Raw genomic sequence first — 24,203 nt, forward strand, 5'->3', positions numbered from 1 at the left:
TTAGGGGATTTTGGGGAATTTTGCAAAGGTCTCACGCAGTCCGAAACGTCAGACGGAATTTGCGGTCGGGCAGGTAAAATGGCGGCGTGCTGATTGAAATTCCGGCAAAGGTCGTCTGAAAACCGAAAATATGGTTTTCAGACGACCTTTGTTGTATTTGGTAACTATATGTTCCCGTTGTATAATCGCGACTTTTCAATTCAATAATAAACATACAGGAACCGCCATGACAGAATCCATCACCCGCGACAGTATGCAGTACGATGTCGTGATTGTCGGCGCAGGCCCGTCGGGTTTGTCCGCCGCCATCAAACTCAAGCAGCTTGCCGAAAAAAACGGGAGCGAAATCAGCGTTTGCGTGGTGGAGAAGGGGTCTGAGGCGGGCGCGCATTCGCTGGCGGGTGCGGTCATCGATCCGATTGCGCTGAATGAGCTGATTCCCGACTGGAAAGAAAAAGGCGCGCCGCTGACGCGTGCGGTAACGCAGGACAAAGTGTTGTTCCTGACGGAGAAAAAGGCGTTCAATCTGCCCGTTACTCCTAATTTTGACAATCATGGCAACTACATCGTCAGCTTGGGCGAAGTCGTGCGCTGGTTGGCGGAGCAGGCGGAAAATATGGGCGTGGAAATCTATCCGGGCTTTGCCGCCGCCGAAGTGCTGTATCACGAAGACGGTTCGGTCAAAGGCATTGCGACCGGCAATATGGGCGTAGGCAAAGACGGCGAGCCGACCGACAGTTTCCAGCCCGGCATGGAGCTTTGGGCGCAGCAAACCCTGTTTGCCGAAGGTTGCCGCGGTTCGCTTTCCAAACAAGTCATCGAACGCTTCGAACTCGACCAAAACAGCCAGCCGCAAACTTACGGCTTGGGCATCAAAGAGATTTGGGAAGTGTCGTCTGAAAAACATCAGCCCGGCTTGGTGATACACAGCGCGGGCTGGCCGCTGGACAGTCAAACCTACGGCGGCGCGTTTGTTTACCATTTCGACGACAACAAAGTCGCCGTCGGTTTCGTGGTCGGTTTGGACTATCAAAACCCTTATCTGTCGCCGTTTGAAGAGTTCCAACGCTTCAAAACCCATCCCGAAATCCGTAAAACCTTCGAAGGCGGCCGCCGCATTGCTTACGGCGCACGTTCGCTGATTGAAGGCGGTCTGCAAAGCCTGCCGAAGCTCTCGTTCAAAGGCGGCGTTTTAATCGGCGATGCGGCAGGTTTCCTCAATATGCCGCGCATCAAAGGCATTCATACCGCGATGAAATCCGCCATGCTCGCCGCCGAAGCCGTGTTCCCCTTGTTGGAAAACCTTGAAGAAGTGGAGGGTTTCGATAGCGGCAAAGAGGCAGCGGATTATCAGCAACGTTTCGAACAAAGCTGGCTGTATCAAGAGCTTTACGCTGCGCGTAACGTCCGTCCGTCATTCAAATGGGGCGTTTACCTCGGTTCAATCTATACCGGCATCGACCAGATGATTTTCAGAGGCAAGGCCCCGTGGACCTTGAAACATCACGGCAAAGACAACGAGCAGCTCAAAAAAGCCGCCGCGTGCAAGCCGATTGATTATCCGAAACCCGACGGCGTGTTGACCTTCGACCGCTTAAGCAGCGTCTTCCTCGCCAATCTCGCGCACGAAGAAAATCAGCCCGACCATTTGGTGCTGAAAAATCCGCAAACGATGATAGACGTGAACTACAAAGAATACGCTTCGCCCGAAACGCGCTATTGTCCGGCCGGTGTGTATGAAATCGTTGAAGAAAACGGCAGCCCGCGCCTGCAAATCAACGCCGCCAACTGCGTGCACTGCAAAACGTGTGACATCAAAGACCCGACGCAAAACATTACTTGGATTTGCCCCGAAGGTGCGAGTGGACCGAATTACGGCGGGATGTAGGTTCGGCGGTAGCTTGGGCTAAGTTGCAAACATTTGCCGCGCCGGATAAAAAAGGTCGTCTGAAAATCTTGGTTTAAGGTTTTCAGACGACCTTTTTTCATAGTCGGAAAGTGTTGAAGAAGGGATAGGATTTTATCTGCTTAAAACGTAAAGGTCGTCTGAAAGAAAGGAGATGGGAATACAGAGTTCACAGGCAAAACCCAAATCCTGAACCGTCCCCTTTTCAACTTTGGAAGATAAAGGAAATTTATCAAACTGCTTTCGGCGACTTGGTTCATCAAAACAGTCTTTACTCCAACCTTCCAAAGTCTCTCCGCCGATTTAATGAATGACGGTTTTCAGACGACCTTTGAGGTCGTCTGAAAACCGTACGCCTTACAGCAACACTTTCTCCACGCCGCCGTTGTTGGCTTTTTTCACAAACTCGTCCAGCCAGTTTTCGCCGAGGATGTGTTTCGCCATTTCGATGACGATATAGTCGGCGGGCATGTCGTTGTCGTCGGCGTAGCGGCTCAGTCCTTGCAGGCAGGCGGGGCAGGAGGTGAGCATTTTGACGGGTTCGCCCTGCGGCAGCTCTTTGAGGTTTTTCTCGATTTCTTCCTGTTTGCGGAATTTGACTTGGGTGGCGATGTCGGGACGTTTGACGGCGAACATGCCGGATTCGCCGCAACAGCGGTCGCTTAAGACGACTTTCTGCCCCATGAGGCTGCTTGCCATTTGGGTGGCATTCATGGTTTTGATGGGCGTGTGGCAGGGGTCGTGGTAGAGGTATTGCTGACCTTTCACGCCGTTCAGCTGTACGCCTTTTTCGAGCAGGTATTCGTGGATGTCGATGATGCGGCAGCCGGGGAAGATTTCTTCAAAGCGGTATTTTTCGAGCTGGTCGTAGCAGGTGCCGCAACTGACGACGACGGTTTTGATGTCGAGGTAGTTGAGGGTGTTCGCCATGCGGTGGAAGGCGACGCGGTTGTTGGTGCTCATCTGCTCGGCTTTTGCCTTGTTGCCGCCCGCGTCCTGCGGATAGCCGCAACACATATAGCCGGGCGGCAGGACGGTTTGTACGCCGACGTGCCAGAGCATGGCTTGGACGGCGAGTCCGATTTGGCTGAACAGGCGTTCGGAACCGCAGCCGGGGAAGTAGAACACGGCTTCGGCATCTTCGGGCGCGGCGGGGTTGCGGGTGATGGGGATGCTTTTGTCGTCTTCGATGCCGAGCATGGAGCGCGGTGTTTTGGCGGGCACGCTTTTGGGCAAAGGACGGTTGATGAAGTGGATGATTTGTTCTTTGACCGGTGCGGTGCCGACGGTGGCTTTGGGTTCGGCTTTTTGTTTTTTGGTGCCGACGGGCAGGAGTTTGCCGATTTTGTAGGCGAAATTCTGCGCGGGGAAGCCGGTCTGTATCATGGCGGCGCGCAGGGCTTTGATGGTTTTCGGGCCGGTGGCGTTCAAAAATGCCATGCCCATCGATGCGGCGGGTGCAAAGCGTTTGTGGCCGGAATCGGCAAGATAATTGCGGATGGCTACGGTAACGTCGCCGAAGTCGATGTTGACGGGGCAGGGTTTGACGCAGCGGTGGCACACGGTGCAGTGGTCGCCGATGTCCATGAGTTCTTCAAAGTGTTTGATGGAAATGCCGCGGCGGGTTTGCTCTTCGTATAAGAAGGCTTCGGTCAACAGCCCCACGCCGAGGATTTTGTTGCGCGGGCTGTACAGCAGGTTGGCACGCGGAACATGGGTGGAGCAGACGGGTTTACATTTGCCGCAGCGCAGGCAGTCTTTGACGGAATCGGCGATGGTGCCGAGGTCTGATTTCTCCATAATCAGCGATTCCGCGCCCAAAAGCTCGAAAGACGGCGTGTAGGCGTTGCGTAAGTCCGAGCCTTTCATCAGTTTGTGACGGTTGAAGGTGTGTTTGGGATCGACTTGGTTTTTGTAGTCCCAAAATGGTTGCAAGTCTTCATCAGTCAGAAATTCGAGCTTGGTGATGCCGATGCCGTGTTCGCCGGAAATCACGCCGCCGAGCGAGCGGGCGAGCTTCATGATGCGTTCGACCGAGCGGTAGGCGGTCTGAAGCATTTGGGCGTCGTCTGAATTGACGGGGATGTTGGTGTGGACGTTGCCGTCGCCGGCGTGCATATGCAGGGCGACGAAGACACGCCCTCGCACGGTTTTGGCGTGGATTTTGCCCAAACCTTCGATGATTTTGGTGTCGGTTTTGCCGCTGAAGATTTCGGCGAGCGGTTTCATTACGTCCTCTTTGACGGACACGCGCAGGCGGAAATCGCGGAAGGCGGTAAAACAGCTCTCGTCGTCTTTGGCTTCGGGCGCGGCATGGACGGCTGCGCCGTAGCGAGCTTTGTAGTCGGCAAGCGGCGTATCGAGATGGGCGAGCAACCAGTCCCAACGCGCTTTGACGGCGGAAACGTGGGCAAGGGCGTGTTTGCCGCGTTCACCCAAAAGTTCGGCGGTCGGCAGGTCCGTGCCCATTTTGTCGATGGGGAGTTTTCCCGACAGATATTGCTCCAATGCGGCGCACAAGGTGAGTTTGTTTTGGATGGAAAGCTCGATGTTGATGCGTTCGATACCGTCCGAATACTCGCCCAGCCGCTCCAGAGGAATCACCACGTCTTCGTTAATTTTAAAGGCGTTGGTGTGTTTGGCGATGGCGGCGGTGCGGCTGCGGTCGAGCCAGAAGGTTTTGCGCGCTTCGGGCGACACGGCGATAAAGCCTTCGCCGTCGCGGGCGCGGGCAAGTTCGCAGATGTGTTCGGCGGCTGCCTGTACGGCGGCTTCGTCGTCTGAAACCACGTCTGCCAGCAAGACCATTTTCGGCCGTCCTTTGCCCGCCGCTTTGGTGGCGTAGCCGACGGCGCGGACATAACGCCAGTCCAAATGTTCCAAACCCGCCAGCCGCACGCTGTCGTGGGCGAGCAGGAAATCGCGGATTTCGACGATAGAAGGCGTGGCGGTGGCAACCGTGCCGAAAAACTCCATACACACGGTGCGCGTGTGTTTCGGCATGGTGTGCAACACGAAGGCGACGCTGGTGATAATGCCATCCGTGCCTTCTTTCTGCACGCCGGGCAGGCCGCTCAAGAATTTGTCGGTAACGTCTTTGCCCAAACCGACTTTGCGGAATTTGTGGCCGGGGATTTCCAAGCGTTCGGTTTTAACAATATTGAGGCCGTCTGAATCCAGCGTGTGAATGTCAAACACGGCGGTTTCTTCGTCGTGGATTTTGCCGAAATTGTGGCGCACGCGCTCGATGCGCAGCCATTCGCCCTGCGGGTTGACCATCTGCCAGTAGGCGAGGTTGTCCAACGCCGTACCCCACAACACGGCTTTTTTGCCGCCCGCGTTCATCGCCACATTGCCGCCTACGCAGGACGCATCGGCGGAAGTCGGATCGACGGCGAACACCAAACCCGCCTGATGCGCGGTTTCTTCTACCCGCCGCGTTACCACGCCCGCGCCGCAATGGATAATCGGATGTTTGCCGTTTAAACCCGCCAGTTCGACAAATTCCACGCCGCGATGCTTGTCCAGCTTTTCCGTATTGATGACTGCGCTCATCGCATCCAAAGGCACGGCGCCGCCGGTATATCCCGTACCGCCGCCGCGCGGAATAATGACCAAATCCAGCTCGATTAAGGCGCGCACCAAAGGCGCGATTTCCGCCTCTGTGTCGGGATTGACGACGACAAACGGATATTCGACGCGCCAGTCGGTCGCATCGGTAACGTGCGTTACCCGAGCCAGCCCGTCAAACATAATATTGTGCGGCTTGGTGATTTTGCTCAAACGCTCCAAAATCTGCCGCCGCTTTTGGCGCGTTTCGTCAAAGCTGCCGTCAAAACGCTCGACCGCCTTTTCCGCCGCCGCAACCAATACATCGACTTGCGGATTGTCATCGCGGCGTTTGCGGATTTCGTTCAAACGGTGGCGCATTTCGCGTACCAGCGCGGCGCGGCGTTTCGGGTGCTCCAGCAAATCATCGACCAGATACGGATTGCGCACGACCACCCAAATATCGCCCAACACTTCAAACAACATCCGCGCCGAACGCCCCGTCCTGCGCTGTCCGCGCAAGTCCTGCAGGATTTGCCACGCCTCATCGCCCAACAGGCGGATGACGATTTCGCGGTCGGTGTAGGAAGTATAGTTGTAGGGAATTTCCCGAATACGCTGCGGGGCGGTAGTCGTGGTCATGGTGGCGGTGTGTCCGTATGATTATTGGTACGGCGAAACTGCGCAAAGCTGCGGCATGATTTCGCCGTATTTTTATGAAAAGGTCGTCTGAAAGCGCAGCTTCAACGAAGTTAAAATGATTTTTAAAACAATCAGACAACTCGTGGGAAAAGCGATAATGTAGTTTAAATTCCGATGTTTTTCAACGGAAAAGGCGAAAAATGTTTCAATAGGAATAATTTTCAAAAAGGCAGATATTGTTGACAATTTTAGGGTAAAAAGACTTTTCAGACGACCTTTGACGCCGCCGCGCTTGAGTTTTCCCGTAAAACAGTTATAATGCCACTCTCTTACGGCGGGTCTCCCCGCATGGTAATTCGGAACACCGGGTCAGGGGCGGAAGCCAGCAGCCCACTCCGATGCGTCAGTGCCGGGGGTCTGGCTCGCCACCCTATTAAAAAACACCGAAGATGGATTGGTCTTCGGTGTTTTTGCTTTTGTATAGTGGATTAAATTTAAACCAGTACGGCGTTGCCTCGCCTTGCCGTACTATCTGTACTGTCTGCGGTTTCGTCGTCTTGTCCTGATTTAAATTTAATCCACTATAAAATCCGGGATGGGAAAAGGTCGCCTGAACATTTTCAGACGACCTTTTCGTTCATGTCGATTTAAACATCTTCTTTAATCAGCGATTTGGACAATTCCTCCAAAGGCACGCCTTTGGTTTCCGGCATCATCGTCATCACAAAGACGAGCTGCAACACCATCATCGCCGTAAAGCAGACGAATACCCAGCCCGCTCCGATACTGCCGAACAGGAACGGAATGGCGGCGGGAATGGCGGCGGCAAGCACCCAGTGGGTCGAGCTGCCCAACGCCTGACCTTGTGCACGCAGGTGGCTGGGGAAAATTTCGGAGATAAACACCCAAATCACCGTACCCTGACCGATGGCGTGTGCGGCGATAAAGAGGAAGAAAAAGAGCGGAACCGCCATGCCTTTCCAGCCGAGGAAGAAGGCAAGCGACACCAAACCGAGCGAAATGATGTAGCCGAACGAGCCGATATACATCAGTTGGCGGCGGCCGAATTTATCGATTAATGCCAAGCCGACGAAAGTGAAAATCAGGTTGACCAAACCCACGCCCACGCTGCCGCCCAAGGCCGCGCTTTTTTCCAAACCTGCGATTTCAAAAATACGCGGTGCGTAGTAGAGGAAGGCGTTGATGCCCGACATTTGGTTGAAAAACGCAATCAGGAATGCCAGTAAAACAGGCAGGCGGTATTTTTTCAGCCACAGGCTTTCTTTTTTACCGCTGTCTTCGCGGGTGGAGGCGACCAATTCTTCAATGTCCGCATCAGGATTGACCAAGGCAAGCACTTTGCGCGCTTCGTCGATACGCCCTTTCATCACCAACCAGCGCGGCGAAAGCGGAATGCTCAACACCATGACGGTATAAATCAAGGCAGGGACGACTTGTACTCCCAGCATCCAACGCCAAGTGTTCTCGCCCAAATTCAGACCGGAGAAAATATAGTTGGAAAGATAGGCAATCAGGATACCGAAGACGATGTTGAATTGATACATCGCCACCAAGCGTCCGCGTTTTTCGGCAGGCGCGATTTCGGTAACGTAGGCAGGCGCGGCAATGGTCGATGCGCCGATGCCCAAGCCTCCGATGAAGCGGAAGAAGGCGAAGGAATAAGGGTCGTTGACCAAGGCAGAACCGAGCGCGCCGACGACATACAACGCGCCGATGACAACCAGCGTTTTTTTACGCCCGAATTTATCGGTCGGTATGCTGCCAAAGAGCGCACCGATGACCGTCCCCCAAAGCGCAGATGACATAACGACCAAGCCGTGGAACCAATCCGGGCTTTTCCACAATTCCTGCAATGCCTGATCGGCACCGGAAATCACGACGGTATCGAAACCGAACAGAAAACCCGCCAGCGCGACCGTAATGGACCATCTGAGAAGTTTTGACTGATTCATGAAGCGTCCTCACTTGATTGACAGTTAAGAAAACCCTACCCGCCGCGCTCCGTATAAACGGAAAGCGGAGCGGCAAAACTTCTGTTTTCAGCCGGTTTTAGTAACGTGCCATCAGGCAAGACGCGCGGGAGATTTTAGTTGGAAGAATAGAAAGGCGCGGCTTTCTGAAGAATGATGTTATTGTTGAGAAGCATTTTTTATTGATAAAAGGCCGGGTCATTATGTTTTAAAACTCATAGGCTGGCAAGACGCTATCAGTGTCAAAATTGATTATTCACAAAGTTTGCACCGGAAAGGGATAGGATCGTCTGAAAGCCAAAGCTTGGATTGAATAAGGTTTTTTGTTGAGGGGTGTTTCAGATGATGGTACGGCATTCGGTCAAAATATCGGGGCGATTCGAAAAATTTGCCTTCAGACGACCTTTACTTTACTTTGTTGCGTTACTACAATATTTTCATTTCGATATATCGGGTCGATTGCCTGCGTTTCCCGCAGATATATATCTCCCCGGGAGAACCATAAACAAACCCATCAGGAGCGCATCATGAACGCCTCGCAATTAATCAGCAGCCTGACTCAAACCGTCGGCGAAAAATACATCATCACCGACCCCGCGAAAACCGAACAATACCGCCAAGGCTACCGTTTCGGCGAGGGTAGGGCGTTGGCAGTGGTGCGCCCCGGAACCGTTCTGGAAATGTGGAAAATTTTGCAGGCCTGCGTCGAAGCGGACGTGATTGTGATTACGCAGGCGGCGAATACCGGTTTGACGGGCGGCTCGACCCCCGACGGCAACGATTACGACCGCGACATCGTGATTGTGAACACCATGCGGATGAACATCATCCAAACCATCAACAACAACGAACAAGTCGTCTGCCTGCCCGGTTCGACCCTGAACCAGCTCGAATTGCTGCTGAAACCTTTGGGGCGCGAACCGCATTCGGTCATCGGTTCATCCTGCATCGGCGCGTCCGTCTTGGGCGGCGTGTGCAACAACTCCGGCGGCGCATTGGTGCAGCGCGGCCCGGCCTACACGGAAATGGCGCTGTTCGCCCAAATCAACGAAGAGGGCAAATTGGAGCTGGTCAACCATTTGGGCATAGATTTGGGCGACACGCCCGAAGAAATCCTGACCAATCTTCAAGGCCATCATTATCAAAGAAAAGACATCATGCAAGACGCGGGCAAAGGACACGACCACGCCTATTGCGACCATGTACGCCAAGTGGACGAACCGACCGCCGCGCGTTTCAATGCCGACCCGGCGCGCCATTACGAAGCGTCCGGCTGCGCGGGCAAACTGATGGTTTTCGCCGTCCGCTTGGACACTTTCCCGCAAGAGAAACAAACCGCCGTGTTCTACATCGGCACCAACGACATCAACGAACTGACCGACATCCGCCGCGCCGCCTTGGGCGAATTTGAAAGCCTGCCCGTTTCCGGTGAGTATATCCATCGCGACGCTTTCGATATTGCCGACGTGTACGGCAAAGACACGTTCTATGTCATTAAGAAATTCGGTACGCACCAACTGCCGAAATTATTTGATTTCAAAGCCAAAGTTGACCGATTCGGCAAAAAAGTCAGCTTTCTGCCCAAACATTTTTCCGACAAGGTCATGCAGTTCGTCAGCAAATATCTGCCCGACCACCTGCCCAAATCCATGCGCGATTACCGCGACAAATACGAACACCATTTAATTCTGAAAATGGGCGGAAAAGGCGTCGATGAAGCGCGCTCGTTCCTGAAAGAGTATTTTGCGCACCACGGCGGCGCGTTTTTCGAATGCACCGCCGAAGAAACCCAAGCCGCCATGCTGCACCGTTTTGCTGTCGCTTCCGCCGCCATCCGCTACCGCGCCGTGCATGATGATGAAGTGGAAGATTTGGTCGCGCTGGACATCGCCCTGCGCCGCGACGACCGCGACTGGTTTGAAAAACTACCGTCGGAAATCGACAATAAAATCATCCACAAGCTCTACTACGGACATTTCATGTGCCACGTTTTCCATCAGGATTACATCATCAAAAAAGGCAACGACTGCATGGCATTGGAACACGAAATGCTGCATCTTTTAGACCAACGCGGCGCGCAATATCCCGCCGAACACAATGTCGGTCATTTATACGAAGCGAAACCCGCGCTCAAGCAGTTCTACCGCAAACTCGACCCGACCAACAGTTTCAATCCGGGCATAGGTAAGACCAGTAAGAAGAAAAACTGGGCTGAATGATAAGGTTAGGATTGGATAAGTGAATGAAAGGTCGTCTGAAAACTGTATTCGGTTTTCAGACGACCTTTTTTGATTTTTTTTCCATTTATACCTATTTTTTAAAACTATCGATGTAATTAAATAATTATATAAATCTAATCAATTTCTTGGCTGTTTATAACTATTGGTTTTATCAAAATAATTATCAGGTCTTTCAACTTTGGGATTTGTTTCCCTACTATGCCCTCCATCTTTTGACAAATCGCAAATAAAAAGGAAACCAATATGGCACGCTTAACCGTACACACCGTCGAAACCGCTCCCGAAGCAGCAAAACCCCGCGTCGAAGCCGCGCTGAAAAACAACGGCTTCATCCCCAACCTCATTGGCGTATTGGCAAACGCGCCCGAAGCGTTGGCGTTTTATCAAGAAGTCGGCAAACTGAACGCCGCCAACAGCCTGACTCCCGGTGAAATCGAAGTCATCCAAATCATCGCCGCCCGCACCAACGAATGCGGTTTCTGCGTGGCAGGCCACACCAAGCTGGCAACCCTGAAAAAACTCCTGTCCGAGCAATCCATCAAAGCCGCGCGCGCGTTGGCGGCGGGCGAGTTTGACGATGCCAAACTGGGCGCGCTCGCTGCGTTCACCCAAGCCGTGATGGCGAAAAAAGGCGCGGTATCCGATGCCGAACTCAAAGCCTTCTTCGACGCCGGTTACAACCAGCAGCAGGCTGTCGAAGTCGTAATGGGCGTTGCCTTGGCGACTTTGTGCAACTACGTCAACAACGTCGCGCAAACAGAAATCAACCCTGAATTGCAGGCGTTCGCCTGATTCTGACCCAAGGTCGTCTGAAAAGCGGCGGCAAAACCGTTTGCCTGTTTTCAGACGACCTTCTTCAAAAACGCCGTCCCTGTAACGGACTGCCTCCCCTTTCCAACGGAACGCCCTCCCCGCGCCGTCCGCACACATTTTCAAGGATAAGACCATGAACCGTGAAACCTTATTGTCTCAAGTTGCCGAACTCGTCAAAACCAAACTCAAACCCTTAGTGGACGAAATCGACCGCAATGGCTTGTATCCTGAAGATTTTATGCGCGAACTCGGCGCCATCGGCGGATTCGGCGCAGTCGGTACGGAAGTGGAAGGCGGCAACGGCTTGGGTTTGGCGACGCAAATCGCCGTCTTGCGCGAAGTCGGCAAAGAATGCGGCGCGACCTCGTTCAGCGCATGGTGTCAGGCGGCTTGCGCTTGGTATCTGCACCAGACACCCAACCAAGCCGTCAAAGACAAATACCTCGCCGACATCCTGCAAGGCAAAGTCTTGGCGGGTACGGGCATGTCCAATACCGTCAAACACCTCGCCGGCATTGAAAAACACAACCTTCAAGCCGAGCGCGTGGACGGCGGCTACAAAGTCAACGGCGCGCTGCCGTGGGTATCCAACATCGGCGAAGACCACATCTGGGCGAATACCGCCCAAATCGGCGACGGCTACGTCATGTTCATCACCGGCGGACAATGGGAAGGCGTGACCCTGCAAGCCTGCCCCGAATTTTGCGCCCTCGAAGGCACGCGCACGTTCAGCCTGAACTTCAAAGACGTATTCATCCCTGACGAAGACGTGATCGCCGCGCCCGAACAGTTCTCCGACTACATCGCCTCCATCAAGTCCGGCTTCATCCTGCTGCAAATCGGCATCGGCGCGGGTGTGATCGACGGCAGCCTCGGCATCATCCGCATCGCCAACGTCGTCAACGCCGAGGTCAACAGCTATCTCGACGACAGTTACGACAGCCTCAAAGCCGCCTTGGACGAAACATGGCAAACCACCGAACGGCTGGCAGACTTGGCTTGGAACAACACGCCCGACAACCTCGCCACGTTGAAACTGCGCGCCGCCGCCGCCGAACTGACGCTTGCCGCCGCCCAATCCGCCGCCTTACACGCCGGCGCCAAAGGCTACCTCATGCGCAGCCCCGCCCAACGCCGCGTCCGCGAAGCCATGTTTGTCGCCATCGTTACCCCCGCGTTGAAACACTTGCGCAAAGAAATCGCGGCGCTGGAAGCGGCATAAGGGCTGAAACAGACCAACAAGGGGTCGTCTGAAAACCTTTTGCCGACCGTTTTCAGACGACCTCAACCATTAGAAGGAACACACCATGGCACAATACATGTGCGGCCCTTGCGGCTGGATTTACGACGAAGACCTCGGCGATCCCGAACACGGTATCGCCCCCGGCACCAAATTCGATGACATCCCCGACGATTGGAAATGCCCCGAATGCGGCGTGGGCAAAGAAGACTTTTACCTGCTGGACTTCGTGATATAGCTTTGGACAAACTGAAAAGGTCGTCTGAAAACGTTGGGTCAAACGGTTTCAGACGACCTTTTTCAATGAAGCTTTTTCATTTTTCGGATGGATAAACAGAAGTAAACGATAAGGCTTGGCTACTTCTTGTTTGAGTTTGTTTTAACAATCCGAGGAGGGGTTTTATTGAGGGAGACTTCAGGAGAAAAACAAGAAGCCGCTGTTTTTGCAGCGGCTTCTTGTCCGGTTTGGCGGAAACGGTGGGATTCGAACCCACGGAGGATTTGCACCCTCAGCGGATTTCGAGTCCGCTGCATTCAGCCTCTCTGCCACGTTTCCGTAGAATAAAGTAAAACCAAATAAAAATGCTGTTGGCTGGGCTTCACTTCATTTTTATTTGGTTTTTCTATTTTCAAGAAATGGCGGAAGCGGTGAGATTCGAACTCACGGAGGGCTATCAACCCTCGACGGTTTTCAAGACCGTTGCATTAAACCGCTCTGCCACGCTTCCGTCTCTTGAAGCGGGAATAATAATGAAATTTGTCGGGTTTGCCAAGCGAAATTTTAAGGCGAATATTTAGTTTTTTGTTTTTACTTGGTTTGTTCTTTGCGCATGAACACCCATTCGGACTCGTTAGACGCGGCTGCGTTAAATGAGTAGCCTTCGTAATCAAAGTTTTTCAGCATTTCCGGGTCGGTAATATTATGTTCCGCCGCGTAGCGTACCATCAGTCCGCGCGCGCGTTTGGCGTAGAAGCTGATGATTTTGTATTTGCCGTTTTTTTCATCCTTGAAAACGGGGGTAATCAGGCGGGCTTTGAGTTTTTTAGTGTTGACGGATTTGAAATATTCTTGCGAAGCGAGGTTAACCAATATGTCGCTGCCTGCTTGGGCAAGGGTGTCGTTCAGCAGGTCGGTGATGATGTCTCCCCAAAATTCATACAGGTTCTTACCGCGCGTGTTGGCAAACGCCGTTCCCATTTCCAAACGGTAGGGCTGCATCAAATCCAGCGGGCGCAGGATGCCGTAGAGGCCGGAAAGCAGGCGGACGTGTTGTTGCAGATATTGGATTTGTTCGGGTTTGAGGGTGTCTGCGGCGATGCCTTCGTAAACGTCGCCGTTGAACATAAAGACTGCCTGTTTGGCGTTTTCAGGGGTAAACGGCGTATGCCATTCGGCGTTGCGCTCGGCGTTTAAGAGGGCGATTTTGTCGGAAATGTGCATCAGCTCGGCGATTTGCTGCGGGGCAAGTTCACGCAGTTGGCGCATCAGGATTTCGGCTTCAGCCAAGAGGTCGGGTTGGGTGAATTCTTTGACGGGCGCAGGGTCTTTTTCATTGAGGTTTTTGGCGGGGGAAAGGACGAAGAACATGATGGACTCGGAGATGTGATAAACAGCGGCATTGTAGGTTTAAAATGTTTTATGGGCAAGTTTGATAAGTGAAGTAAATGCCGTTATAGCAAAGGCGGTTTATATGGATATAAAAAGGTCGTCTGAAACTTTTCAGACGACCTTTGGCGATAAACGGATTTATTGGGTGCTGATAATTCGGTTGATCTGCCATTCAAGAAACGGCGTATATGCCGAGGCGCGGCGGATAATGGCTTGGTCTTCGTTATCCGGCGTGCTTGGGCGGCTTTCAGCGGTTTGGATGTTTTTGTTGTCCCATTTGTGGAATGCTTTGCTGTGTTGATGATAGAAACCGCGTTCGGTGATGATGACTTCGGGGTTGTAGCCGTAGCCGCACCATGCGGAATCGGGTTGCGGGGCGGTGAGGTTGCAGCCGGTTTGGTAGTAGCGCGATTTGGATAGGCTTAAGTTGTAGAGGGTCGGCAGGATGTCTTTGTGCGAACCTGCGCGTTCGGGATGGTATTCGGCGCTGCCGCGGTAGGCTTGTGGAACGTAAAGGTAGAAGGGGACGCTGTGGCCGAGTGCGGCATCGGCGGATTCAGGATAGCCGATGGCGCGCATATTGTGGTCGCCGGTGGCGGCGATAATGGTGTCGGGCGCGATGGTTTTCACTTTGCCGATAAAGCGGCCGAGTTGGTCGTTGCTGTATCGGAAGGTGTTGAAAATTTCATTCAGCTCTTTGCCTGAGGCGAGGTTGGCAAGGCGTTTCTGCTCTTGTTCGTCCAAGCGGAAGTTTTTCGCCTGATGCGGCGCGGGCAGGCGGTAGGGCGGATGGTTGGTCACGGACATCATCATGATGAATACGGGCGTGCCGTTTTTTTCGGCGCGCGCGAGTTCTTCTTCGGCATAGCGGAACATGAATTCGTCGGGCACGCCCCATGTGTCGGATTTTGCTTCGGGATAGTGGGTTTTGAGGGTGTTTTCATCGATGATTTCGTTGACGCCCAAGTGCCGCAGGAAGGTGTCGAAATCGCGCCAGCCGCCGTTGCCTGCCGTAATATAGACGACGCGGTAGCCGGCATCGAGATAGGGTTTGAACATGTTGCCTGGGAAGGTTTTGTTTTTGGCAAGGGATTGGCTGAGGTTGAGGCGCGGGCTGCGGACGAAGAAGCGGTGCAGGGTGTCGCTGGTGCCGTCTCCTTCGGAAACGAATTTGCGGTACACCCAGTCTTGCTGCCAGTGTTTGCCCAGTTCGCCCAAGAGGTCCCGTTCGGGATTGTCCATGTTCAAGAGATGCGCGCTCATGCTTTCCATGACGGTGAGAACGACGTTGGGACGGTGTTTTTCGACGGCGGCGTTTGCGGCGGTTTGGGCAAAGAGCTGCGTCAAGTCGGCGTCGGTTTTTTTATCGAGCAGGGTACTGATGAGCCGGCTGCCGTCTTCGTCGGAGACGGGATGGAAGTCGTTGCTGTTGCGGTATTCGTTGACTGCCCAGCTTAGGGAGGTCAGGGCGTTGGGAACGAGTTTGTTGATTTGCGGTGCGGCGGAAATCTGCATGGCGGTCTGACGCAGGGGGAATTTGCCGAACGAGCCGCGTATGCCTGCGGCAAGCGCGAGGATGGGTAAGAGGACGGCGGCAATCCAAGCGGTTTTCCCCCATGAGGTCGTCTGAAAGCGGGTGCGGCGGCGGATGAGGCTGAAGATTTTGCCGAAAACGAAAGCTGCGGCAATCAAGGCGGCAAGACAGGGGATGACGGGATAGTCCGACCAGACGGTTTTCAGGACAGCGCGGGTGTCTTCGTCCGCCAGCCCGAAGACGAAGACGTCAAATTGACGGTCGTAAACGCTGTAATAGAACCAGTTGCCCAGCGCGGCGGCAAAGGCGGTCAGGAAAAGGACGGTTGCGACGGTAGGCAGGAGGCGTAGGGTAAAGGCGGCGGTTTTCTGCGTAGCCAGTCCGAACAGCCCGATCAGGAAGGGGAAGGCGGCGGCAACGGAGGCGATTTTGATGTCGAACAACAGCCCTTTGACAAACAAAGCCGCCAAATCGCCCGTATAACGGCTGCGGATGTCGTCTGAAACGAAATGGTGCAGCATGAAGAAACGTTCGGCGGAGAAAACGGCGACGATGGATGCCCATAAAATCAGGCAGATGAGGAGGGTTTCCGATAGGCGGTAAGGCGGGTCATCATAATTGGCGGGTAAGATAGGTTGGATGTAAATTTATATCAAATTTAGTAAGGTGTAATTTTACGGTTTAGCGGTGTGGTTTTCAAGATATGGCAAAAGATTATCGGGAATAGGAGGGGTTCAGACGACGCTTTATCCGACATTTCTGCGCTACTTCATTTATGTAGGAAGGGTTGCGCCGCTGTATGGGTATTTGGATTTTTGTTAAACCGGTTTGGGCAGTTTTATAGTGGATTAAATTTAAATCAGGACAAGGCGACGAAGCCGCAGACAGTACAGATAGTACGGCAAGGCGAGGTAACGCCGTCCTGGTTTAAAGTTAATCCACTATAAAGGAAAAAGGTCGTCTGAAAACCTTCATCTTCCGTTTTCAGACGACCTTTGATGCGATGGCTGCCGTTCACAACACTGATTTCACAGTATCCACCACATTGTCCACGGTAAAGCCGAATTCTTTGAACAGTAGTTCGGCAGGGGCGGATTCGCCGAAGCGGTTGATGCCGACGACTGCGCCGTTCAGTCCGACATATTTGTACCAGCCGTCGGCGTGTCCGGCTTCTACGGCGATGCGCGGCAGGCCTTCGGGCAGGACGGCGGCTTGATAGGCGGCGTCTTGGCGGTCGAATACGTTGGTGGACGGCATAGACACGACGCGTACGGCGATGTTTTGCGCGGCGAGGGCTTTTTGCGCTTCCAGAGCCAGCTCGACTTCGGAACCGGTGGCAATGATGACGGCTTGGGCGTTGTCTTGGGATTCGCTGATGACGTAGCCGCCGCGTTTGATGTCGTTCAGTTGTTGCTCGTTGCGCGCTTGGAATTTCAGGTTTTGACGGCTGAAAATCAGGCAGGACGGATGGTCTTTGGCTTTTACCGCTTCCGCCCATGCCACCAGCGATTCGGCGGTGTCGCACGGACGCCATACGTCCATATTCGGAATCAGGCGCAGGGTGGCGGTTTGCTCGACGGGTTGGTGGGTCGGGCCGTCTTCGCCGAGGCCGATGGAATCGTGGGTGAAGACGAAGACGGGGTTGATTTTCATCAGCGCCGCCATACGCAGGGCGTTGCGTTCGTATTCGCTGAACATCAGGAAAGTCGCGCCGAAGGGTTTCACGCCGCCATGCAGGGCAAGGCCGTTCATGATGGCACCCATGCCGAACTCGCGCACGCCGTAGTGGATGTAGTTGCCGCCTTTGTCGCGGGTAACGGAGACGCTGCCTGACCAGTCGGTCAGGTTGGACGGGGTCAGGTCGGCAGAACCGCCCACCAGTTCGGGCAGCTCTTTAGCCAAAATTTCGATGCTGTTTTGGCTGGCTTTGCGGGTGGCGATGGTTTCGGCTTTGGCGCACACTTCTTTCAATGCGGTTTGAACGTAGGCATCGAAATTGTCCGGCAGTTTTTTATCCATGCGGCGCACGAATTCTGCGGCTTCGGCAGGATATTTGGCTTGGTATTGCGCGAACAGCTCGTTCCATTCCTCTTCCAATTTTGCGCCTTGTTCTTTCGCGCTCCATGCGTCGTAAATTTCTTGCGGAATTTCAAAGGCGGGGTAAGTCCAGCCCAAATGTTTGCGCGTGGCTTCGATTTCGTCCGCGCCCAAAGGTGCGCCATGGGTTTTGTGGCTGCCTTCTTTGTTGGCACTGCCTTTCCCGATTAAGGTTTTGCAGCAGATAATAGACGGTTTGCCGGTTTCGGCACGGGCGGCTTCGATGGCGGCTTGAATGGCGGCGGTGTCGTGGCCGTTTACGTTGGGAACGACGTGCCAGCCGTAGCTTTCAAAGCGTTGCGGGATGTTTTCGGTAAACCAGCCGTCTACTTTGCCGTCGATGGAAATATTGTTGTCATCATATAAAACAATCAGTTTGCCCAAGCCCAAAGTGCCGGCGAGCGAACAGGCTTCGTGCGATACGCCTTCCATCAGGCAGCCGTCGCCCATGAAGACGTAGGTGTAGTGATCGACGATGTTCAAACCGTCTTTATTAAATTCGGCGGCAAGGATTTTTTCCGCCAATGCCATACCCACCGCGTTGGCAATGCCTTGTCCCAACGGGCCGGTCGTGGTTTCCACGCCGTCGGTGTAGCCGTATTCGGGGTGGCCGGGGGTTTTGCTGTGCAGCTGGCGGAAATTTTTCAAGTCTTCAATGCTCAGGTTGTAGCCGGTCAGGTGCAGCAGGCTGTACAACAGCATGGACGCGTGGCCGTTGGAGAGGATGAAGCGGTCGCGGTTGTAGAATTTGGGGTTGGCGGGGTTGTGGTGAAGGAATTTCGTCCACAATACTTCCGCCATTTCCGCCATACCCATGGGCGCGCCGGGGTGGCCGGAATTTGCTTTTTGAACGGCATCGGCCGAGAGGAAACGGATTGCGTTTGCCAGTTGAGACATTTTGTACCTTCCTTGCTGTATTGGTTTGAAACGGTAATAACGGTAAAGAAAATCCCGTTGATTATCGCCCGATTCGGGCAGGCTTTCAAGGATGCGGGCGTCTTTCAGACGACCTTTCCGCCTATCGGAAGGACAACTTCAAACCAGTACGGCATCGGTTTCGCATTGTCCTGTTTTAAAAATTGTCCGCATAAGGGGTCGTCTGAAACAGGCAAAGCAGATGAGATTAACTGTTATTCCGTTTTGAAACAGTAGTTTATAAATTTTTATCAGAGATATAGCGATTCACTATAAGCATAGCGTCATTGGTTATATGCAACTGCTTGAATATCGCCGATTTCGGACTCGGACAACAGAAAAATCAAAACGGGTGGCATATAAAAGCCAAGTAGGGCTTTTTGCTTTGGTCAAGTTCAAATGATATGATTCCGACGCATATAAAAGGTCGTCTGAAAAACCAATCAAACCAGTAATCAGAATAAAAGACCTGCGCGCAAACACACGAAGGAACACTGAAAAATGTCAACAGAAAACCAAGCCGAAAACGCTGTGTCAGAAGAAAAAAACGCTGCCCCGAAAGAGCAGTCCGAGAAACCGGCAAAAACCGCTCCGCCCAAACCCTCAAAACCCAAATCCAGCGTCATCCAAATCCATCCCGAAGGCGAACGCATCCATCCGAAAAAAGCGGAAGGGCGGTTCGCCAAATTGCGTATAGCCGCCGTATTGGCGACGCAGTTTGTGTTTTATGTGATTCCGTGGTTCAACTGGAGCGACCGTCAGGCGGTACTCTTCAATATTCCGGACCGGCATTTCTTCATTTTCGGGCTGTCGCTGGGTATGGGCGACTTGATTTACCTTGCCCTGCTGCTGATGATTTGCGCCTTCGGGCTGTTTTGGTGGACGACGATTGCCGGACGCTTGTGGTGCGGCTATTCCTGCCCGCAGACGGTTTACACCGAAATCATGCTTTGGATCGACAACTTGGTCGAAGGCGACCGCAACAAACGCCTGAAGCTGGAAAAATCGCCGTGGAATTTTACTAAAATCCGCATCAAAGCAACTAAAGCCCTGCTGATTTTCCTTGTCTGCGCGTGGACAGGCATTACCTTTGCGGGCTGGTTTGTCCCGATCCGCCAGTTCGTTCCCGACTTGTTTGCCGGAGCGGCGGGCGGCGGCGCAATGTTTGCCGCAGCGTTTTACGGCTTCATGACCTTCTTCTTTGCCCACGTTATGCGTGAGAAAGTGTGCCTGCATATGTGTCCGTATGCACGCTTCCAAAGCGCGATGTTCGACAAAGACACGCTGATTATTTCTTACGATACCGAACGCGGCGAACCGCGCGGCGCACGCAAGAAAACCGCCAATAAAGAAGACAGCGGGTTGGGCGACTGCATCAACTGCACCATGTGCGTACAGGTCTGTCCCGTCGGTATCGATATCCGTGACGGTTTGCAGTATCAATGTATCGGCTGTGCGGCGTGTATTGATGCCTGCGACGAAATCATGGACAAAATGGGTTATCCGCGCGGCCTGATACGCTATACGACCGAAGGCGCGTTGGAACACGAATATCCTGAAAGCGACATCAAAAAACGCTTGAAACGTCCGCGTGTGGCGGGATACGGCGCTGTTTTGCTGGTGGTTATTATTGCTTTCTTGGTCGGACTTTCCACCCGCAAAATGGTCGAAGTCGATATTTTGAAAGACCGCGGCGTGATGGTGCGCGAAAACAGCAAAGGTTGGCTGGAAAACGCATACAACCTGCGCATTATCAACAATAGTGAAAACGAACAAGTGATGACTGCGGCAGTCAAAGGCTTTGAAGAAATTGCCCTGACCGGATTGCCGGAAGGCGGCGTGAAAATCGCACCGCGCCAAACGTTGACCATCCCTGTCCAAGTTTCCACCATTCCCGAATACGCCGACAAGGGCAGCCATCCGATTGAGTTTACCTTCACTTATCGCGAAACCGGCAAAGCAGATGGCAAACCTACTATCTTGGAAGAAGAAGCAACCTTTATCGGAGAATAAAACGTGTCCGAGCAAAAACAAGTCAAACCTTGGTACAAACACATTTGGCCGTGGGTGTTGATGGCGGGTCCTATTTTCGTCGTGATTGCCAGTGTCGCCATGTTCTTCGTCGCCAAAGAACATGCAACCGATTTGGTAACGGACGACTATTACAAAGACGGCAAACACATCGACATCCAGCTTCACCGCGATGAAGAGGCAGTGAAGCGGCATATGCAGGTGCAAGTGCTGATCAGTCCGGATAAGGATGCGGCCAAAGTGTTTGTCAGTGGGGAATTCGATCCCAAGCAGCCTTTGAATCTCCTTTTGATGCACCCGACTAAAAAATCGGAAGACCAAACCGTCAAATTGCACCCCGTCAGTGCGGAAATCCAAAACGGTCGTATGGAGTATGAAGCGACTTTCAAACCCCTGCCGCCGACCAACCACTGGTATCTGCGCGTGGAAGATACCTCGGGTGTTTGGCGGGTGGAGGATAAATGGATAGTCAGTCAAGGCAATGCAATCAATCTGACCCCTATGAACAAGTTGTTTGAGAACGCCAATCAGAAGCCGAAAGATTCAGGACAATAGTTTGACAGGCTCAAAAGGTCGTCTGAAAAATTTCAGACGACCTTCATGTTGTAAGGTTTGTGATGATGTTGGTGCAAATATAGTGGATTAACTTTAAACCAGTACGGCGTTGCCTCGCCTTTGCTCAAAGAGAACGATTCTCTAAGGTGCTGAGGCACCAAGTGAATCGGTTCCGTACTATAGTGGATTAAATTTAAACCAGTACGGCGTTGCCTCGCCTTGCCGTACTATCTGTAATGTCTGCGGCTTCGTCGCCTTGTCCTGATTTAAATTTAATCCACTATATCTGTACTGTCTGCGGCTTCGTCGCCTTGTCCTGATTTAGTTAATCCACTATAAAGCGGGTAGGGCAGTATCGGTTGTAAACGTAGCTGAATGACTGCTAAGGCAGGATAACCGTTTTCAGACGACCCCGGTCGTCATGAAAGTAACAAGGACAAGGTATGAGCAAACGCTGGCGCAGGCTGACGGACAACGAAATCAAAATGGCAAAGCTGATTTTTGCCGACAGCATTGATTACGCCCGCGTCAAAATCTATCAAGGCATTCCTTGCCTGCCGACCATGCAGGTTGCCGTTTCGCCCAACGGGAACATCTATTTCCCGCGCAATAACTGTCCTGACGACTTTGCCCTCGCTTCCGAGTCCCATCAAATATGGATGATTCATGAATTGACCCATGTTTGGCAGTACCAGCAAGGATTTAAAACCTGGTTGGGCGGATTGTTTTTGTTCGTCAGCGGAGGCTACCGCCGCCGCCGTGCCTATCTCTATCCCAATCTGTCTGATATTTATCATTTCGGTATGCTGAATATGGAGCAGCAGGCGGATTTATTGGCGCATTATTACGCGTCGTGTTATCTAAAAGGCAACATATACAACGCCCAAAATCAAACCTTTCAAAAGATTTTAAAGTCGTTTATCGACGACCCGTGCCAAAAAGAATGGCTGCCTAAATGCAGGTTTTATCGAAAAAACAAACGGACTTGAAGGCTTTTGCTGTCTGAAAGATGGTTAAAACATATGCTTTCAGACAGACAAGTCCGTTATAATAGGCAAATTAACTATCATAACCACATCAAAGGTAAATCATGCCTTGGAACATACCGATTTTTCTGACTTGGATGCGCGTTTTGCTGATTCCGGTCTTTACTTTGCTGTTTTTCCTGCCAAAAGGGTGGATTGCACCGGAAACCGTCAATTGGACTGCTGCTATCATTTTCGCACTCGCAGCCGTAACCGATTGGTTTGACGGATTTTTAGCAAGGCTTTGGAAGCAAACTTCCGATTTCGGCGCATTCCTCGATCCTGTTGCGGATAAATTGATGGTAGCGACCGCATTATTGCTGCTGGTCAGCCTTGGCCGTACTTATGTTATTTTCGCCATTATCATCATCGGCAGGGAAATCACCATTTCCGCCTTGAGGGAATGGATGGCGCAAATGGGCAGACGCAGCAGTGTTGCCGTTGCCACGATCGGCAAATTTAAAACCGCCGCGCAAATGGTTGCCATATTTTTATTGCTCTTAGCCTCCAATCGATTTGACAATATTTTTTACCTGACAGGTAACATATTGATGTTTATCGCATCTGTATTAACCCTCTGGTCAATGTTCTATTATCTGAAAATGGCGTGGCAGGAAATCAAATAAAAAATAAAACAAACCCCTTGACGACAAGTTTTAAATCCATAATAATTGCGTCTTCTTCAGAAACAGCAGCAAGAAACAGACATTCGGCGGGAATAGCTCAGTTGGTAGAGCGCAACCTTGCCAAGGTTGAGGTCGCGAGTTCGAGACTCGTTTCCCGCTCCACAGTTTAATTTTCAGATGTGTCCCATGCGGGAATAGCTCAGTTGGTAGAGCGCAACCTTGCCAAGGTTGAGGTCGCGAGTTCGAGACTCGTTTCCCGCTCCAAACGAATCCTGTCTTAAGTTGCTATAAAGTTTCTCCGATGCGGGAATAGCTCAGTTGGTAGAGCGCAACCTTGCCAAGGTTGAGGTCGCGAGTTCGAGACTCGTTTCCCGCTCCATCGTTCAGGCACATTTGGATATGCGGGAATAGCTCAGTTGGTAGAGCGCAACCTTGCCAAGGTTGAGGTCGCGAGTTCGAGACTCGTTTCCCGCTCCAGTTTGAACACTACTTGGTAGTTTGTTTGGCGAGATAGCAAAGTGGTTATGCAGCGGATTGCAAATCCGTCTACGCCGGTTCGATTCCGACTCTCGCCTCCACTCATTTCATGGCGGGGTGGCAGAGTGTTTATGCTATAAGGGGTGCAACCCTTATATAGGCCGGTTCAAATCCGCGCCCCCGCCTCCAAATTTTCAATATAAAACAGTCTACGCCCGGGTGGTGAAATAGGTAGACACAACGGACTTAAAATCCGTCGGCCCTAAACCGGCCGTGCCGGTTCGATTCCGGCTCCGGGCACCACAACCGCTTTTAGAGCGGTTATTTTTTTGCCTGTCGAAGCCTAACACCGTAAACCAAAGCCAAGAAAGACAAGGCTTCTCACTGGTTTCGGTATCTTTATAGTGGATTAAATTTAAATCAGGACAAGGCGACGAAGCCGCAGACAGTACAGATAGTACAGCAAGGCGAGGCAACGCCGTGCTGGTTTAAAGTTAATCTACTATACATCATATAATTCTGCCTATTTCTGCCTAATTGAATCAACCTAAAATTTACGGTATCTTTTGCGGTATCTGAAAAATACTGTAAAAATGAAGCTGAACGACCGACAAATCAAAAACACCAAGCCTGCCGAAAAACCGTTTAAGCTGAATGACGGCAAGGGCTTGTATCTGTATATCAATACGAGCGGCGGGAAGTTATGGGGGGTGATTTTTCGCATAAAGGCAAACGGAAAACGCTTTCAATCGGCAAATATCCGACCGTATCACTAGTGGAAGCCCGCCAAGCTGCTGAAAACGCCCGCCGCTTGCTTGCATCGGGACAAGACCCCAGCGAAGCCAAGCAACAGGAAAAACGCGAATGGCAAGCCGCTGTCAGTAATATAGTCAATTAAAATCAAAATAGGACAGTAGCTCATCGTCAAATCGGGCGTAATCAGACAATACGGT

Annotated in this window: 14 protein-coding genes, 9 tRNA genes, 1 other RNA gene and 4 pseudogenes; 18 read left to right on the top strand and 10 right to left on the bottom strand. The window is 52.4% G+C overall.

The window, feature by feature from the left end; translation table 11 throughout:
• The first annotated feature begins 226 nt into the window (after positions 1 to 226).
• Complete coding sequence (locus HMPREF2954_RS09625) at positions 227 to 1,888, top strand: electron transfer flavoprotein-ubiquinone oxidoreductase (protein WP_045074176.1); 1,662 nt, start codon at positions 227 to 229, stop codon at positions 1,886 to 1,888.
• Between the two features lie 375 nt (positions 1,889 to 2,263).
• Here the strand turns inward: HMPREF2954_RS09625 and HMPREF2954_RS09630 are convergent, their stop codons facing one another.
• The gene (locus HMPREF2954_RS09630; protein ID WP_070689114.1) at positions 2,264 to 6,097 is read right to left on the bottom strand and encodes a DUF3683 domain-containing protein; all 3,834 of its coding nucleotides are present in this window, start codon (positions 6,095 to 6,097) and stop codon (positions 2,264 to 2,266) included.
• 333 nt (positions 6,098 to 6,430) lie between these two features.
• On the opposite strand from HMPREF2954_RS09630, the gene ffs reads away from it, so the two are divergent.
• Positions 6,431 to 6,527, top strand: an RNA gene (gene ffs / locus HMPREF2954_RS09635) — signal recognition particle sRNA small type.
• 48 nt (positions 6,528 to 6,575) lie between these two features.
• Here the strand turns inward: ffs and HMPREF2954_RS13085 are convergent.
• Together HMPREF2954_RS13085 and HMPREF2954_RS09640 are read right to left on the bottom strand one after the other, a co-directional pair.
• Positions 6,576 to 6,683: pseudogene (locus HMPREF2954_RS13085) on the bottom strand (IS5/IS1182 family transposase); the annotation flags it as partial.
• Between the two features lie 61 nt (positions 6,684 to 6,744).
• Positions 6,745 to 8,070: a sugar porter family MFS transporter gene (locus HMPREF2954_RS09640; RefSeq protein ID WP_045074180.1), complete on the bottom strand. Its 1,326-nt coding sequence runs from the start codon at positions 8,068 to 8,070 to the stop codon at positions 6,745 to 6,747.
• A 545-nt stretch (positions 8,071 to 8,615) separates the two neighbouring features.
• Between HMPREF2954_RS09640 and dld the strand changes: the two genes are divergently transcribed.
• From dld to HMPREF2954_RS09660, 4 genes are all read left to right on the top strand, one after another.
• Positions 8,616 to 10,307, top strand: coding sequence for a D-lactate dehydrogenase (gene dld, locus HMPREF2954_RS09645; RefSeq protein ID WP_045074182.1), 1,692 nt, complete (start codon positions 8,616 to 8,618; stop codon positions 10,305 to 10,307).
• A 264-nt stretch (positions 10,308 to 10,571) separates the two neighbouring features.
• Positions 10,572 to 11,120, top strand: a complete 549-nt coding sequence (locus HMPREF2954_RS09650) for a carboxymuconolactone decarboxylase family protein (protein ID WP_045074184.1) — start codon at positions 10,572 to 10,574, stop codon at positions 11,118 to 11,120.
• 154 nt (positions 11,121 to 11,274) lie between these two features.
• Positions 11,275 to 12,363, top strand: coding sequence for an acyl-CoA dehydrogenase family protein (locus tag HMPREF2954_RS09655; RefSeq protein ID WP_045074186.1), 1,089 nt, complete (start codon positions 11,275 to 11,277; stop codon positions 12,361 to 12,363).
• An 85-nt stretch (positions 12,364 to 12,448) separates the two neighbouring features.
• Positions 12,449 to 12,619, top strand: coding sequence for a rubredoxin (locus HMPREF2954_RS09660; RefSeq protein WP_003757556.1), 171 nt, complete (start codon positions 12,449 to 12,451; stop codon positions 12,617 to 12,619).
• 228 nt (positions 12,620 to 12,847) lie between these two features.
• On the opposite strand, the gene HMPREF2954_RS09665 is transcribed toward HMPREF2954_RS09660, so the two are convergent.
• From HMPREF2954_RS09665 to tkt, 6 genes and pseudogenes are all read right to left on the bottom strand, one after another.
• Positions 12,848 to 12,937: transfer RNA gene (locus HMPREF2954_RS09665), tRNA-Ser, on the bottom strand.
• Between the two features lie 81 nt (positions 12,938 to 13,018).
• Positions 13,019 to 13,109: transfer RNA gene (locus HMPREF2954_RS09670), tRNA-Ser, on the bottom strand.
• Between the two features lie 80 nt (positions 13,110 to 13,189).
• The gene (gene yaaA, locus HMPREF2954_RS09675; RefSeq protein WP_045074189.1) at positions 13,190 to 13,969 is read right to left on the bottom strand and encodes a peroxide stress protein YaaA; all 780 of its coding nucleotides are present in this window, start codon (positions 13,967 to 13,969) and stop codon (positions 13,190 to 13,192) included.
• 159 nt (positions 13,970 to 14,128) lie between these two features.
• A pseudogene (locus HMPREF2954_RS09680) lies at positions 14,129 to 16,140 on the bottom strand (LTA synthase family protein).
• A 243-nt stretch (positions 16,141 to 16,383) separates the two neighbouring features.
• Positions 16,384 to 16,542, bottom strand: coding sequence for a hypothetical protein (locus HMPREF2954_RS13410; RefSeq protein ID WP_168165603.1), 159 nt, complete (start codon positions 16,540 to 16,542; stop codon positions 16,384 to 16,386).
• The gene (tkt, locus tag HMPREF2954_RS09685; RefSeq protein ID WP_045074193.1) at positions 16,539 to 18,518 is read right to left on the bottom strand and encodes a transketolase; all 1,980 of its coding nucleotides are present in this window, start codon (positions 18,516 to 18,518) and stop codon (positions 16,539 to 16,541) included. Before tkt ends, HMPREF2954_RS13410 begins: the two co-directional genes overlap by 4 nt.
• Positions 18,519 to 19,037: 519 nt before the next feature.
• Here tkt and ccoG point away from each other — a divergent pair.
• Together ccoG and HMPREF2954_RS09695 are read left to right on the top strand one after the other, a co-directional pair.
• Entirely contained in the window at positions 19,038 to 20,549 is a 1,512-nt protein-coding gene (ccoG, locus tag HMPREF2954_RS09690; RefSeq protein WP_045074196.1) for a cytochrome c oxidase accessory protein CcoG, read from the top strand.
• A 3-nt stretch (positions 20,550 to 20,552) separates the two neighbouring features.
• A complete protein-coding gene (locus HMPREF2954_RS09695; protein ID WP_003744335.1) occupies positions 20,553 to 21,122 on the top strand; it encodes a FixH family protein in 570 nt (189 codons plus the stop codon).
• A gap of 180 nt (positions 21,123 to 21,302) precedes the next feature.
• Here HMPREF2954_RS09695 and HMPREF2954_RS13095 read toward each other — a convergent pair.
• Positions 21,303 to 21,413 (bottom strand): annotated as a pseudogene (locus HMPREF2954_RS13095) (IS5/IS1182 family transposase); the annotation flags it as partial.
• Between the two features lie 152 nt (positions 21,414 to 21,565).
• Between HMPREF2954_RS13095 and HMPREF2954_RS09700 the strand changes: the two are divergent.
• The 10 genes and pseudogenes from HMPREF2954_RS09700 to HMPREF2954_RS09740 all read left to right on the top strand — a co-directional run bounded on the left by HMPREF2954_RS09700 (position 21,566) and on the right by HMPREF2954_RS09740 (position 24,148).
• A complete protein-coding gene (locus HMPREF2954_RS09700) occupies positions 21,566 to 22,111 on the top strand; it encodes a hypothetical protein (protein ID WP_045072297.1) in 546 nt (181 codons plus the stop codon).
• A gap of 101 nt (positions 22,112 to 22,212) precedes the next feature.
• Entirely contained in the window at positions 22,213 to 22,773 is a 561-nt protein-coding gene (gene pgsA / locus HMPREF2954_RS09705) for a CDP-diacylglycerol--glycerol-3-phosphate 3-phosphatidyltransferase (protein WP_003744331.1), read from the top strand.
• Between the two features lie 86 nt (positions 22,774 to 22,859).
• Positions 22,860 to 22,935: transfer RNA gene (locus HMPREF2954_RS09710), tRNA-Gly, on the top strand.
• A gap of 26 nt (positions 22,936 to 22,961) precedes the next feature.
• Positions 22,962 to 23,037: transfer RNA gene (locus tag HMPREF2954_RS09715), tRNA-Gly, on the top strand.
• Positions 23,038 to 23,076: 39 nt separating this feature from the next.
• Positions 23,077 to 23,152: transfer RNA gene (locus tag HMPREF2954_RS09720), tRNA-Gly, on the top strand.
• Positions 23,153 to 23,174: 22 nt separating this feature from the next.
• Positions 23,175 to 23,250, top strand: a tRNA-Gly gene (locus tag HMPREF2954_RS09725).
• Between the two features lie 27 nt (positions 23,251 to 23,277).
• Positions 23,278 to 23,351, top strand: a tRNA-Cys gene (locus HMPREF2954_RS09730).
• 10 nt (positions 23,352 to 23,361) lie between these two features.
• Positions 23,362 to 23,439 (top strand) — tRNA-Cys (locus HMPREF2954_RS12735).
• Between the two features lie 24 nt (positions 23,440 to 23,463).
• Positions 23,464 to 23,553, top strand: a tRNA-Leu gene (locus HMPREF2954_RS09735).
• A 290-nt stretch (positions 23,554 to 23,843) separates the two neighbouring features.
• Positions 23,844 to 24,148, top strand: a pseudogene (locus tag HMPREF2954_RS09740) (Arm DNA-binding domain-containing protein).
• Positions 24,149 to 24,203 lie beyond the last annotated feature (55 nt).

The sequence above is a fragment of the Neisseria sp. HMSC067H09 genome (assembly GCF_001814135.1).
Taxonomy (GTDB): domain Bacteria; phylum Pseudomonadota; class Gammaproteobacteria; order Burkholderiales; family Neisseriaceae; genus Neisseria.